Raw genomic sequence first — 15,235 nt, 5'->3', positions numbered from 1 at the left:
GGAATCGCCTGGAGGCATTGTATGCCCACGATTCAGTCACGCACATTACGTATTTTGACATATGTCTCAAAATGAACAACAATATCTCGACCTCGCAAAAAAGATTCTTGATGAAGGATCACATAAAGGAGACCGCACTGGTACTGGAACACGTTCATTGTTCGGTACGCAAATGCGGTTCAACCTGTCTGAAGGATTTCCCCTTTTAACTACCAAAAAGGTTTTCTTTGGTTTGATTAAAAGTGAACTATTATGGTTCTTAAGAGGAGATAATAATATCCGATTCTTGCTTGAACACAATAATCATATCTGGGACGAATGGGCGTTTAAAAAATGGATTGAATCTGATAAATATACCGGTCCCGATATGACTAATTTTGGTCTTCGTTCACAAACTGATGAAGATTTTGCCCAAATATACAAGGAACAAAAAGAAATTTTCGTTAGCAACATTCTCAATGATGATGAATTCAAGGAAGAATTTGGTTATATTGGAAATGTTTATGGAAAATTGTGGCGCAGCTGGGAAACAAATAGTCTGACCGCTGGTGATGAAACCGTTGATCAAGTAGCCAGACTTATTGATCAAATTAAGAAAACACCGAATTCACGTCGCCTTATTTTAACAGCTTGGAATGCAGAGACCACACCGCAAGCGCCCCTACCTTCTTGTCACGTACTTAGTCAGTTTTATGTTGCTGACGGTAAACTCAGCTTGCAAATGTATCAACGCTCTGGTGACTTTTTCCTTGGTGTTCCATTCAACATTGCCAGCTATTCACTTTTGCTACACATGGTGGCAGCCCAAACCGGCTATGAAGTTGGTGAATTTATCCATACTATTGGTGACACACATATCTACAACAATCATGTTGATCAAATAACAGAGCAATTGTCACGACCTATGCACAAATTACCCAAACTATGGCTAAACCCGGAAGTTAAATCATTGTTTGATTATACGATGGATGATATCAAAATATTAGATTACGATAGTGAACCAGCCATTAAAGCGCCCGTAGCTGTCTAAATAAAAAAGTTATCTGAAAAATCAGATAACTTTTTTTAATTGTTGATTTTCTGACATACTCCAATACTCATTTTGCGTCACAACAAACGAGTCAAATAAACGTAAATCCATTTGATGACCGATTGTTGCCAAACGCTGGCTGAAAGTAATATCTGCATTGGAAGGCATAATATTACCGCTAGGATGGTTATGTGCAATCATGAATCCAAATGCATTAGCTTTTAACACGCGTTGAAATATCTCACGTGGTGACGCTTGCACTTGACTTAAAGTACCCACAAAGACTACTTCCCAACCGATCACATTCAACTGCGTATCAAGCAAAGCAACACTTAATTGTTCCTGCATCAAATTACCAATTTGTTGTTGCGCAAACCGACCTATTTCTGCTGAATATTTGGCATTTAGTAACTGTGGCCGTCGCTGGTGCGCAACATGTCTGCCAATTTCAATCCCCAGTAGCAAAGCTTCATTAGCAATCGGATTGTGAGACAGAAAATCTTCCACTATATCATTTGTCAATTCATTTAAATTATAGTTATTTGGAAAGTAACGTTGAAACGTATGAATATCTTTCTCTTCTGTATACCCCAAAACATTGTAAAATTTCTCTACTTTTTCTTTCACCATATTGTTTACCTCTACAATATGATACGTCATTCTCTCTATTTTCTTGTAGAACTTAAAGCACTTAATGAAAGAATGGTCGCTAAAACAATCAGTACTATGTCCACTCTAAATGTCCATAATGCACCAATGTGAGTTGACGAAGCCAACTCACGTACGTTAATTGCTTGCTTTTGAAATGTAGCAATAATGCCAGCAGCAAGTGCAATACCAACTGCAGCGGAATAGTTCGTTGTTGCTGAAAAAATAGAATTTCCGGAGCTTTGAAATTCAACCGGTACACTGCTTACCGAATAGGTCATGTTGTTACCAAACCAAAAACCAGCCCCTATTTGCATAACCATGAATCCACCGGTTAAACTAATGAGATTAATTGGGATAAATGCAATTAGTAACGTTCCAACAAACATCAATGTCACACCAATTGTAATTGGTAGCCGTGCACTATATCGATCATATAGGCGACCTGAAATTATAGCCATCATAGCATAACTTAAAGCACCTGGAAGTAAAGTCAAACCGGAAACTTGTGGATTTTTGAGTAAAACAATTTGTAAAACCATAGGTATTGCATAGTTAAACGTTAGATTGACTATTTGAGCTACAAATGCCGCTGCTATACCAAAACGAAAAACCTTAAACTTAAATATTTCGGGTCTTAACAATGGATTGTCAACTCTTTTTGCATAAAGAATATAACCAATAATACCCACAAACATCGTCAAAGTCATCAATAAACTTAAGGGATTTACTAATCCATGTGTGCTGATTCTTTCGATGACAAAAATACCAGAGACAAAAAACAGACTTAACAACAGCCAGCCAATAATATCTAATTTTTCTTTTTTAATTGTTGAAACTTGCCTGATTGTGGCCCACCCAAGTATGAGAGAACCAATTTGAACGGGCAGCACAACCCAAAAAACCATATGCCAACCGTAATTTTGAGTTAGATAACCACCAAAAGCTGGACCAATTGCTGGGGCAAACGAAATAATTAATGAGCCAAGTCCAACCATCGTGCCACGCTTTTTTTCAGGAACTTGTTCAAAAATAACATTATACATTAACGGTAAGCCAACTCCACCACCAATCCCTTGTAACAACCGGCCGAACAACGTAATCACAAAGGTATTGCTCACAGCATCAATCAGCACACCTACAATCGATATAACAGTGGCAACAATAAACTGACTCCGATTAGTGAAGTTTTTCTTTAACCATGGCGACAAAATAACTATCATACTTGTCAACAAGATGACACCTGAGGTCAACCATTGTACGGTGCTAGAAGTTATCTTAAATTCTGTCATCAACATTGGAAAGCTGACATTCAAGGCAGTTTCTAACATAATATCAGTAAATCCCAGCAATCCAATCGCTAAGACACTTAGCACCAAACGTGGGGATAACTTATCATCTATCATATTGCTCTCTTACCTCACTTATAAAATATAATGATCCAGTTAATACCGTTAAATCCGCGGTTGATTTTTCAACCGCTTCTTGCCAATGTGGCATCGCAGATACCTGATACTTTTTTAATGTCTGATCAATGGATAAACTAGGACGACCATTAGGTCCAGTAAATGGTACAAGAACAATGTTAAATCTGTCATCTTGCAATATTTCATTGAATTCAGCAGTAACATTTTTATCCATCAAGCTACCAATAATCAAGGTAATTTTTTTCTTTGGATATGCCACTAACAACGACTTGTATAAAGCACGAAGTCCTTGAGCATTATGAGCACCATCTACCATAATATTTGGTGCAATTAGTTCAAACCGTCCCGAAAAGTGGCTCTCTTTTAACCCTTTTTGAATTGTATCATCAGAAATATTCTGAGCAAAAGCACGCACTGCTGCAACAGCAGTCGCTGTATTTTCTATCTGATATTCTCCTGGCAATCCGGATTGAAATTCATGGCGTAGACCTTTTATCACATGTGAGGTTTTCTTTTCAATGACCAAGCGTGCTTCATCTGGTAAATCACCGGTAACAACAGCAACATCATCATGAATAATACCGGCTTTCTGTGCTGCAATTTCAGTAATTGTATTACCTAACATTTTCTGATGATCTAATCCTACGCTAGTGATGACAGCTACCTTTGTATTTGGCATCACATTAGTAGAGTCAAGTAAACCACCAATACCCACTTCTATCACTAGTGCATCTAATTTTTTTGAAGCAAAATAGGTGAACATAATCGCTGTCAAAACTTCGAATTCAACAGGAATATCCGGATATAACTCTGCATCAACGTTTACTAATACTTGCGCAACTTTGTTAGTAGCATGCAGTAAATCATCTTTCGAAATCATCTCATTATTGATTTGCATTCGTTCCCGAAAATTAGTGATGAAAGGTGAAACAAACAAACCAGTGTCATAACCTGCCACACGTAAAATGTTACTAGCCATCGTTGATACTGAGCCCTTACCATTCGTACCAGTGATATGTATGGCATACGGTAAATCATTTTGTGGATTTCCCAAGGCTGCTAACAATGTAGTCATGCGGTATAGTGACTCTTTTTGACCACCTTTTGGCCGATTATGAATATAAGATATAGCATCTTCAACTGTTTTCATTTACTTTCTCCAACTAAAAACCGTCCAAAATGTTTGGACGGTTTCATCGTGTTACAAAATGTGTGGATGACAACTCAGTAATAGCTGAGCACCATTTTCCATAAGACATCATACAAAGATGTCTCAAACAGCATTTTAATTTATTAATCTTTTTCACGTACAGTAAATTCACGACGTGATCCGCCACTACTGTTGCGACGACTTTCAGTTGAGCGACCGTCACGACGCTTGTAATCTCCAAAACGGCGTTCGCTAGAAGCAACCCCACCGCCGCCTCGACGGCGATCATTACCGCGGGTGTCACCATTACCACGACGTTCGCGATTGCCACGGTAACCACCACTATTACGACGTCCACCGCCATTGCGTGAACCACCGCGTGAGCCACCATTACCACCCTTGCGACGTGGTAATGGACGTTCACGAGTAATCTCGACTGGTGTATTTTGCTTTTCTAAATCAGCAACGCTAGATAATAAAGCCGCGGCCAATTGTTCAGCAGTATACTTTGCTGTCAACGCATCTACCTGAGATTGAATTTCTGAAACCTCAGTTGTATCAATTAACTTAGCAACTTCACCAGCAGCATTGTTAATCTTTCCAATACGGGCGTCCTTTAGAGATGCTGGTTCAAGAGGCGTCATACGCTTCTTAGTCAAATCTTCAACAGCACGTAAGTAATCCATTTCGTTTGGTGCAACGAATGTGACAGACACACCCTTAGCTCCGGCACGACCAGTACGCCCAATACGGTGGACATAAGATTCTGGATCTTGTGGAATATCAAAGTTATAAACGTGAGATACGTCCTTAACATCCAGGCCACGTGCAGCAACGTCTGTTGCAACTAAAATATTAATTTCATGTGACTTAAATTGAGCCAACACACGTGAACGCATTTGTTGTGTTAAATCACCATGCAAACCAGCAGCATGATAACCACGTGCTTCTAATCCTCGGGATAATTCTTCAACTCGACGCTTTGTACGACCGAAGACAATCGCCAATTTTGGTGCCTGTACATCAAAGATACGCGTCATAGTATCAAACTTTTCGTTTTCACGCATACGAACAAAGTATTGATCAACCAAATCAGTTGTTAATTCTTTTGCTTCGATTTGAATATGTTCAGGGTTCGTCATGAACTTGACACCAATACGCTTAATTGCTGGTGGCATTGTTGCTGAGAACAACAGTGTTTGACGCTCTGCTGGTGTCTTTGAAATAATTGCTTCAATATCGTCTAAGAAGCCCATATTTAACATTTCATCAGCTTCATCCAATACTAATGTACGAACATTATCAATTTTTACAGTCTTACGGTTAATGTGGTCAAGTAAACGACCGGGTGTACCAACTAGGATTTGTGGATGTGACTTCAAATTTTGGATCTGGCGGCGAATATCAGCACCACCAAAGACAACCTGTACATCAACTCGCTTGTCGCGTCCTAGCTTTTTTAATTCTTCAGCTGTTTGAATTGCTAATTCACGCGTTGGTGATACAATCAACGCTTGAATGTTTTTATTATTTAAATCAATGTGCTCCAAGATTGGCAAACCAAATGCTGCTGTTTTACCAGTTCCTGTTTGTGCTTGTCCAATTACATCACGACCTGCTAATGTTAATGGAATTGTCTTTTCTTGGATTGGTGTAGCTTCAACATATCCATGCGTTGTAATAGCATCCAAAATGTCTTGTGACAAACCTAATTCACTAAATTTCAAAATTTTTCTCCTTGCGCTTTGTGCGCGTTTGCCATTACTTTGTTGGAATGGCAGTCATTTTTGTAAATAATTCTCTGGCTAATGGTTGAAAACTGTGATTCTTATAATATTGATTACTAAGCAATATTACCGCATCTTGTCCATTATTGCTTATAACAACCGTGGGTTCAAATCCTGGCAAAACCCCGTGAGCATTGAGGTATTTTCCCTCGTGATACATTCCCGCAGCATAGGTCTCACCGGCTCGCGTTTGCCATAACTGACTGGGATGTTTAATGATAACTTTATCAATCATTAATCGATAAAAGTGATATAATTCTCCAGTTGTCATGGCAACATTTCCGGTACCAGTTTCACGGTTGTACGCCACTTGATCTTCACTATAAGCTTTATCGTAACTATTATCATACCCAATAGAACGATGTTTGGAATTGATGAAATCTTGGTAATTTCTCACATTTAAATGATAAGTATTATTGAATACTTGGTTCAACAATACGGCAAACGTTTTATTAGTGAGTTTCATCAAAATACCTGCTAACAAACGATAATTAACCGGTTGGTAAGACCAACCGATCCCAGTACCAGGTTCACCAATTTTAACAGCATGAGCAGCAGAAAAATCAATGTTATCTTTTTCGGACTCAAATGTCGTCGGTTGAATGTGTTGACTTAAACCACTAGTCATGGTGATTAAATCTCTAATCGTAATACTATTAGCATTCACCACATTCGGATAATAATCACTCAACTTAGTATCAAATGACAGTTTACCAGATTCTATTTGCTGCATTATTAATACAGCAGTCATGGCTTTTTCAATTGAGGCAAGCTGAAAAAGTGTTGAAGCATCGTTATCACGATGCATTTTTTCATCAGCCTCACCATAGCCCTTTTGCAAAATAATTTCATTATGGTGCACAATCAGCGCTGTACCTATATAGTTTTCTGACTGAAGTTTTTTATCCAACGTCTCAGCAAATTTATTTTGTGGTGAGATGTTGCTTTTTAGTGCTGACATACTGGTAGCACTATACTTATTATCAGCGATTGGATTAATCGTATATTGACCGTTATTCAACCGTTTCGGCCATAATAATAATCCCGTGATACAAACTAATATTAAGAACACAGACCATTTTCTGATCTTAAATTGTTGCTTCTGACTGCGTTTCATTTTGTGCCCCTCAACACATAAAACTATTTTACCAATGCGTTAACAACGTTCTCAAGATGAATCCCATGACTTGCTTTTAACAAAATCACGTCCCCGTTTTCACCTAACGTCTGTAAATCTTTGATTAATTCGGCTAACTGATCTGTTTCATATTGGTGCAAGTGCGCTGAATCAAAGCGTCGTTGCAAGATTGGATATAGATATTTATTCATCAATGGTCCAACCAAGTAAACGCCATCAACATTCGCATCTATCACCGTTTCTGCCAGACAAGCGTGCAAGCTTGCAGCCTGTTCGCCTAATTCTAACATATCACCCAACACAACATACTTGTGTGTGGCCGGTATGATTTTTAATGTTGCCAAGACAGCAGCAACAGCCGTTGGATTTGAGTTATAAACATCACTAATTAAGTTCACGCCGTGAGATGTGGTGAGCTGTTCTGTGCGATTTTTTGTCAAATCAAAATGCTGAAGCGCTTCCGCAGCGTTTTTTAATTCAATATGTAATAAGATACCCGCTGAAATCGCTGCGAGCGCATTCATTATATTATACCGACCTAACAGTGGAATAGCAAATCGAGTATTTTGATAAGTAAAAATCGTCTTGGACGATGACGAATTAATATCTGTAATATCTTGTCCAAAGGTTTGCACATGTTGTTTAACTTGTGCATTTGTCAGAAGAGGTTCATCATAAGGAATCAATAATGTTCCTTGTGATTTGAGGCCTTTAGTAATTTCGAGTTTTGCCCTAGCGATTTTTTCACGTGTTTTGAAAAACTCAATATGCGCCTCTCCAATCATAGTAATGATGGCAATGTCTGGTTTCACTAACTCAGATAATGTCGTCAGCTGACCAGGTCGATCCATACCTAATTCTACTACCAAAACCTCTGTATCATCTGGCATGGTGAGCAACGTCAAAGGTACACCAATTTCATTGTTAAAGTTTTCAGGTGTTTTGAAGGTTTTGTATTGAGAACCCATGATTGCCGAAGTCATGTCTTTAGTTGTTGTTTTACCATTTGAACCAGTAATAGCAACAACTTTAGGATTAATTTGGTGACGCCGATATTCTCCCAATTGCTGAAGAGCTAACAATGTGTCTGATACAATGATAGCTGGTATTTTTGAGTCAATTTGATGCCTATCGTCCACTAAAACGGCTGTGGCCCCTTTCGTCAACGCCTGTTGCACATAATCATGCCCATCATTTTCAGCAACCAGGGCAACAAATAAATCTCCAGATTTAACTTTACGAGAATCAAAAGACACACCAGTAACTATTTTGGAGTCTATCTGTGTTGTCGCATTTAATATCTGACCTATCTTTTTTACTGAGTAATTCATTTTAATCCTTCCGGAACACTGTAATACTTTCGACGTGAGAGGTCTGTGGAAATTGATCCACTGGTAAGACTGAACCATCAATATGATACCCATTTTCAATAATTTCAACGGCATCACGACTCAAAGTTACTGGATTGCAGCTAATATATACTATTTTTTCTGGTGACATATCAGTTGTGGCGTTAATGAGGGAAGTCGTTAAGCCACGTCTCGGTGGATCAACGAAAACAACATCTGGCTTCAAACCTTGTTCTTGCCACTTTTTAAATTGGACAGGTGCATCAGCCAAAATATATTCGGCATTAGAAATATTGTTGACCTGTAAATTCAATTGTGCATCAGCAACCGCACCAGGAACAACCTCAACACCAAGTACTTTTTTAACCCGACTAGCAACGCTAATTCCAATAGTTCCAATACCTGAATAAGCATCAATAATAGTGTCTGTCGGCTTCAAATCCGCTTTTTGGGCAGCTAAATCATATAGAACTTCGGTGGTTTGCGGATTAACTTGATAAAACGAATTAGGACCAATAATGAACTCATATCCGAGCAAAGTATCATAAATTGCTTTCTCGCCCCATAGTGTTCGATTATTTGGACTTAACAAAACATAGTCTTTTTTGGGACTATAATTTAAAATCAAGCTTTTTAATTCTGTCAATTGATTTCGAATATCAGTAATAATTTCTGTTTCGTGCGAAATGACTTCTTCATTTGAAACCAATACGACCATTAATTCATGAGAATAATAGCCGCGACGTATCATTATATAACGAATGGCACCACGCTCCAAATCAGGATCAAATGCTGTGATATCATACTTCTCCAAAATATTTCGAACCACGATAATTGCCTGGTCAATTTTTGCATCGTTAACAAAATAATCATCCATGGGTACTAAATCATGAGTACCTCTCTTGTAAAACCCGCTGGTCAAATGATCATTCTGCCATTTTACTGGCACAATAGTCTTATTACGATAGTATGTTGGATTATCCATCCCAATCGTTCGGTCAACTGACACATCAATATGCTGATTTTCAAACAGCCTCTTCACTTGGGCTTGTTTTAGTTCAAGTTGTGCATCATATTTTAAGTTTACTAATGGTGCTGTACCGGCATCAATCAAATACTGCCGGTCACTATTTTGACGTTTATCTGAACTTTCCAACCGATCAAGAACTTTAGCATAGCCAGAAAATTTGTCTACTTGAGTTACCAGTAAATGCACCTTTTCTCCTGGTAATGCATCAGCAACATACAACGGATACTTTGCTGTGACATAAACAATACCCATGCCATCAATCCGAATATCATCGACTACAACGATCAACTCTTGATTTAATTTTACTGGTAAAACTGTGCGTGCGATAATTTTCACCTCATACATAAAAAGCGTTCACTAAAGTGAACGCTTCTAAAAGAACAATTACTTGTCTTCGTTGTTCTTGAAACCAAATCCAGCAAACTTCTTGTTGAACTTGTCGACCGCACCATCGGCTTGCGTAAACTTTTGCTTACCTGTGTAGAATGGATGTGAATCAGATGTAATATCCATACGAATTGCTGGATATTCTTTACCTTCAAAATCAGTTGTGTCATTTGATGTTACAGTTGAAGCTGACAAGAACTTCTTTCCTGTTGATGCATCAATGAAAACAACTTGATGATAATCTGGATGGATTTCTGCTTGCATTGTTCATTTCTCCTTAGCGCCCTGAGTCTCGTGACCCAGAGTCAGTTATTAACTAAACTAGTATACCAAATATTGATTCGTAACGCAATACATTATGGCATTAGATTGATAAGGTCGATGCCTTCAATATTAATATCGGCACCTAAACTTGTTAACTTCTCTTGAATACGATCATATCCACGTAAAATGTGATCGGCATTGTTAATGATTGTCTCACCATCAGCCATAATTGCTGCAATAACTAATGCTGCTCCTGCGCGAATTTCTGCCGCCTCAACATCGGTACCAACCAAACGCGGTGACTGATTAATTTTAATTTCGCCCGGCTTAGCTGAAGCAATATCACCACCCATACGACGTAACTCAGCAATATGCTTCACTCGTTTTGGATAAATGGTATCAATAATAGTACTTTCACCCTGAGCTATTAACAGTAAGGGAGTAATAGGTTGTTGCAAATCAGTAGCAAAACCAGGGTACGGCATCGTTTTGATAGCGACCGGTTTTAATGCATCTGATTTGTATACATGAACTGCATCTTCACCAATATCAAGGTTAACACCCATTTCAATTAGTTTTGATGTATATGATTCTAAGTGCTCTGGAATAACATTTTTTATAGTCACGCCATCCCCGTATGCTGCTGCCATACTCATGTATGTTCCAGCTTCAATCCGATCAGGAATCACAGTATGCGTATTGCGTGCCTTTAAAGTCGGTACGCCAGCAATACGAATAGTATCAGTTCCCGCACCACGGATGTTAGCACCCATATTGTTCAGAAATGTTGCAATATCAATGATTTCAGGTTCTCGTGCAGCATTCTCAATAACCGTTTGGCCTTTAGCACGAACCGCAGCTAAAACGATATTAATAGTGGCACCAACAGATACGGTATCTAAAGCGATACGTGCACCAATTAGACCATGATCCGTTGCATCAATATGAATAATATCATTGCTTTCAGTCACCACGGCACCTAGCGCTTCAAATCCCTTAATATGCTGATCAATAGGACGTCTGCCTAAATTATCGCCACCAGGGAAAGTCACTGTTGCACGGCCAAACCGGCCAAGTAATGCACCCATAAAATAATATGAAGCGCGTAATGACTTAATAGCGCCACTAGGCAAATCACTTTCTTCAATGCGTGTTGGATCAATATCCAACACCCCATTTTCAAACTTAGACGTCACATTCATTGCTTGCAAAATCAATTGCAGGTTTTTAACATCTAGAATTTGTGGTACCGTATCAAATTTCACCGGCGTATCAGCTAAAATGGCCGCCGGGATTAATGCTACTGTTGAATTTTTAGCGCCACCAATTGTGACTTCTCCACGTATGCGTTTACCGCCGTGTACGATTATTTTTGCCATGAAATTATCCTATAACTTTATAGTCTGCAACCCATTATATCGTATTTACAATGACAACTCAAATAACATTAGAAAAATAATTAACGTATTTCTACATTAAATTTAGATTGTAATTCACTCATAATATATTCAAAATCAGAGTTCACATCAGTTTCTATCAACGTGCCATCACTGTCTTGATAAGTTAATGTGTAAGCAAGTGATTTTTTGCCTTCTGGCAAATTTTCACCTGTATAAACATCAAACAAAGTCACATCAACTAAGTGCTTCCCTGCTGTTTCTAAAATTGTTGCACTAATTTCACTATTTGTTATCGCCTGATCAACTAGTAATGCGGCATCTCGACTAATCTGTGGAAAACGTGAAATAGGATTAAAATGAATGCCATCTATCACATGATCAAATACGGTAAATAAATTAAGTTCAAAGCCAAATACTGGCGCTAACTTTTGCTTTTTTGTAACCTTGGGGTGGATTTGACCAACAAAGCCGGCATATTGTTCTCCAATATAAATATCAGCCGTTTGACCAGGATGCATATTTTCATGGCGTTCTGTCGCAACATAACGGACGTTATCGACACCAATCTGATCTAAATAACTTTCTACAATTCCCTTGATATCATAAAAATCAACGGCTTTTTCTTGCTTAGATTTTTGCCATGACGATTTTTGTAAGTTACCAGTTACTACTCCCGCTATATGCTCAATTTCTTTTGGTTGCTCATTAGGTTCATTTGCAATAAACACTCGACCTTGTTCATATAGCGCGACGTTAGGTACAAAATGGCTCACATTATAACTGACATCATCTAATAATCCTGCTAACAAATTTTGACGAGCCGTTGTACGGTCAGAGCTCATAGGATAGTTTAATGTTACGACACCATCTGCTTTATCCTCAGCAAATAACTGGGACTTTTCACTCGTTGTTAATACATATGAAATTGCTTGATTTAATCCTAAACTCTCCATAATATGCCGGCTAGCACGAATTTGACGTTGCTGTCTAGACAATTTACCAGGCGTTGTGGGGCCGTAAGGCAATGTAACTGGCAAGTTGTCATAGCCATACAAACGTGCTACTTCTTCAATTAAATCGGCCTCAATAGAAATATCAGCACGACGTGCTGGCACATCAACAACTATTTTTTCACCATCTTTTTCATAAACAAAGTTCAGCTCATCAAAAATGTTAGCAATTTCATCTGTTTCTAATGATGTACCCAAAATATCATTTACCCGTTGCGTCGATAATGACAATCGGATATCTTTACGAACATCATCAGCAGCAACAATTTGGCCACGTGCTACTTGACCGTCGGCTAATTCATCCACTAAACTAGCCGCATGATCCAAGACATTAAGTGTTTCATCCCAATTTAATCCACGCTCAAAGCGTGATGAAGCCTCAGAATGTAAATTATGTCGTCTTGCAGTTGCTCGAACCAAACTTGGGTTAAAGATGGCACTTTCAATCACAATATTTTTCGTATTATTATCAATTTCAGAACCCAAGCCACCCATAACACCAGCTAACATTAATCCTTCTGATTCATCAGCAATGACAATGTCTTCACCAGATCGCAATGATCGCTCTTCACCATCGAGGGTTATCAACTTTTCGCCATCTTTCGCACGGCGTACATAAATATCTGAACCATTTAACTTATCCAAATCAAATGCATGTAGCGGTTGCCCATAGGTTAACATCATATAATTAGTGATATCAACGATATTGTTGATTGGACGCATACCTGCATTCCACAGACGTTTTTGTAACCACAAAGGAGAATCTTTTATGGTGACATTGTTCACAACGCGCAATGCATACTTTGAAACTAGTTCTTGATCATCAATCTGAACAGCAACTTGACTATCTGCTGTTTTTTCGTACTCCACCAATTCAAATGATGGTAGAGTAACCGGTTTATTTAACATCGCCCCAAATTCATAGGCTGTACCGATCATTGATAGCATGTCTGCTCGATTAGGCGTTAAATCAGTATCTAACACCGGCTCATTCATTCCCAAAGCTACAAGCGCATCATCTCCAGGTTTGACATCATCAGTTTCATTAAAAACATAAATTCCTGCTTCAAACGCTTTGGGGGCAATTTTGTCACTAAATCCAATTTCCTGCAGCGCAACTAACATGCCATAAGATAATTCTCCACGCAATTTAACTGCATTTAGTTCAATTAGCTCACCATTTTCACGGTTAATAATATGCGCACCAACTTTAGCTAAAATAACCATTTGCCCTTCAGCTACGTTAGGCGCTCCCGTGACAATTTGTATCGGTTCTGGTTCACCAGCATCAACCTGAGTAATGACCATGTGGTCAGAATCTGGATGTGGGATTACTGACAATATTTTAGCTACTACAAGACCGTTTTGCCCTGAAGCAATCGTTGTATTACTGTCGACTTCTACACTTGTACGCTCTACTTTTTCCGCTAAATCACTCACTGCTTTTGGGTGCAAGTCAATTGCATTATCCAAGTATTCATTTAACCATGTTAAGCTTGTCTTCATAATCAGTTCCCCTTTCGATTGAATTGTGACAAGAAACGCACATCATTCAGGTAAAATTGACGTATGTCATCTACGCCATATTTCAACATAGCAAATCGATCTGGTCCTAAACCAAAGGCGAAAGCTGAATACTTTTCAGGATCAATACCATCCATTTTTAACACATTCGGGTGTGTCATTCCAGCGCCAAGAACTTCAATCCACTCAATGTCTTCTGGATTCATATCTGGTGTAACTTCATTCCAAGAAACATCTACCTCCACAGATGGCTCAGTGAAAGGAAAATAAGAAGGTCGCATGCGAATTTGATGTTTTTCACCAAATAATTCTTGCATAATAGAAAGCAATGTACCTTTTAAGTCAGCCATTGTGATATTTTCACCAACAACCATACCCTCAACTTGATGGAACTGATGGGAGTGAGTGGCATCATCCGTGTCACGACGATAGACTTTTCCAGGAGCAATCATTTTCAGTGGTCCCTTTGAAAAATCATGTTTTTCAAGCGATCGAGATTGAACCGGAGATGTTTGCGTACGCAATAAAATCTCTGGCGTAATGTAAAATGTATCTTGCATATCCCGAGCAGGATGATCCTTAGGCAAATTTTCACGTTCAAAGTTATATTCGTCAGTTTCAACTTCTGGTGAATCAACTGTATCATCGATTATTTCAAACCCAAGGCCCAAGAAATGTTGTTCAATTTCGTCAATAATTTGTTGTAAAACGTGTGGTTGTCCTACCTGATGTGCGCTACCCGGCAGAGTAACATCAATTTTTTCTGCCAATAATTGTTGATTTAAAGCATATTCTTCTTGCGCTTGTTTTTTTTGTTTCAACAACTCTGTGATAATTTGACGAACATCATTACCGACTTCACCAACCATTTTGCGATTTTCTGCGGCGACGTCCTTCATCCCCTTCAGCAAACCTGTTAACTCACCCTTTTTCCCTAATAACTTCACACGTAATTGCTCAATATCAGCATTTTTATCATTAATTCGTTCTACTGCTGAATTTTTTAAAGCCGTAAGATCTTCAATTAAGCCCATATTTTTTCCTTTCACTATTGTGACCATTAACTTTTATCTTTACCAGCCACCTATACT

Annotated in this window: 12 protein-coding genes; 1 reads left to right on the top strand and 11 read right to left on the bottom strand. The window is 38.6% G+C overall.

The window, feature by feature from the left end; all coding sequences use genetic code 11:
• Positions 1-61 precede the first annotated feature (61 nt).
• Positions 62-1,030 carry a thymidylate synthase gene (locus tag A6B45_RS02265; RefSeq protein ID WP_072613152.1) on the top strand — a complete coding sequence of 323 codons (969 nt, stop codon included), beginning with the start codon at positions 62-64 and terminating at the stop codon, positions 1,028-1,030.
• 21 nt (positions 1,031-1,051) lie between these two features.
• Here A6B45_RS02265 and A6B45_RS02260 read toward each other — a convergent pair whose 3' ends face one another.
• The 11 genes from A6B45_RS02260 to pheS all read right to left on the bottom strand — a co-directional run bounded on the left by A6B45_RS02260 (position 1,052) and on the right by pheS (position 15,178).
• Positions 1,052-1,660 carry a JAB domain-containing protein gene (locus A6B45_RS02260; RefSeq protein WP_072613151.1) on the bottom strand — a complete coding sequence of 203 codons (609 nt, stop codon included), beginning with the start codon at positions 1,658-1,660 and terminating at the stop codon, positions 1,052-1,054.
• A 35-nt stretch (positions 1,661-1,695) separates the two neighbouring features.
• Positions 1,696-3,084, bottom strand: a complete 1,389-nt coding sequence (locus A6B45_RS02255) for an MFS transporter (RefSeq protein ID WP_072613150.1) — start codon at positions 3,082-3,084, stop codon at positions 1,696-1,698.
• Positions 3,074-4,255: a bifunctional folylpolyglutamate synthase/dihydrofolate synthase gene (locus A6B45_RS02250; protein ID WP_072613149.1), complete on the bottom strand. Its 1,182-nt coding sequence runs from the start codon at positions 4,253-4,255 to the stop codon at positions 3,074-3,076. Before A6B45_RS02250 ends, A6B45_RS02255 begins: the two co-directional genes overlap by 11 nt.
• A gap of 143 nt (positions 4,256-4,398) precedes the next feature.
• A complete protein-coding gene (locus A6B45_RS02245; RefSeq protein ID WP_072613148.1) occupies positions 4,399-5,982 on the bottom strand; it encodes a DEAD/DEAH box helicase in 1,584 nt (527 codons plus the stop codon).
• Positions 5,983-6,016: 34 nt separating this feature from the next.
• Positions 6,017-7,159: a serine hydrolase domain-containing protein gene (locus A6B45_RS02240; protein ID WP_072613147.1), complete on the bottom strand. Its 1,143-nt coding sequence runs from the start codon at positions 7,157-7,159 to the stop codon at positions 6,017-6,019.
• A gap of 23 nt (positions 7,160-7,182) precedes the next feature.
• Positions 7,183-8,511 carry a UDP-N-acetylmuramoyl-tripeptide--D-alanyl-D-alanine ligase gene (locus A6B45_RS02235; RefSeq protein WP_072613146.1) on the bottom strand — a complete coding sequence of 443 codons (1,329 nt, stop codon included), beginning with the start codon at positions 8,509-8,511 and terminating at the stop codon, positions 7,183-7,185.
• Between the two features lies 1 nt (position 8,512).
• On the bottom strand, positions 8,513-9,904 hold the full coding sequence (rlmD, locus tag A6B45_RS02230; RefSeq protein ID WP_072613145.1) for a 23S rRNA (uracil(1939)-C(5))-methyltransferase RlmD: 1,392 nt from the start codon (positions 9,902-9,904) through the stop codon (positions 8,513-8,515).
• Between the two features lie 39 nt (positions 9,905-9,943).
• Positions 9,944-10,210 (bottom strand): type B 50S ribosomal protein L31, encoded by a 267-nt coding sequence (locus A6B45_RS02225; protein ID WP_072613144.1) that lies wholly within the window; start codon positions 10,208-10,210, stop codon positions 9,944-9,946.
• A gap of 92 nt (positions 10,211-10,302) precedes the next feature.
• On the bottom strand, positions 10,303-11,589 hold the full coding sequence (locus A6B45_RS02220) for a UDP-N-acetylglucosamine 1-carboxyvinyltransferase (RefSeq protein ID WP_011679296.1): 1,287 nt from the start codon (positions 11,587-11,589) through the stop codon (positions 10,303-10,305).
• Positions 11,590-11,669: 80 nt separating this feature from the next.
• Positions 11,670-14,126 (bottom strand): phenylalanine--tRNA ligase subunit beta, encoded by a 2,457-nt coding sequence (gene pheT / locus A6B45_RS02215; RefSeq protein ID WP_072613143.1) that lies wholly within the window; start codon positions 14,124-14,126, stop codon positions 11,670-11,672.
• A 2-nt stretch (positions 14,127-14,128) separates the two neighbouring features.
• The gene (gene pheS, locus A6B45_RS02210; RefSeq protein WP_072613142.1) at positions 14,129-15,178 is read right to left on the bottom strand and encodes a phenylalanine--tRNA ligase subunit alpha; all 1,050 of its coding nucleotides are present in this window, start codon (positions 15,176-15,178) and stop codon (positions 14,129-14,131) included.
• Between the last annotated feature and the right edge of the window lie 57 nt (positions 15,179-15,235).

This window comes from Leuconostoc suionicum (genome assembly GCF_001891125.1).
Lineage (GTDB): Bacteria > Bacillota > Bacilli > Lactobacillales > Lactobacillaceae > Leuconostoc > Leuconostoc suionicum.
Note: the sequence above shows the minus strand (reverse complement) of the source record. Positions and strands in the feature narration are given on the sequence as shown.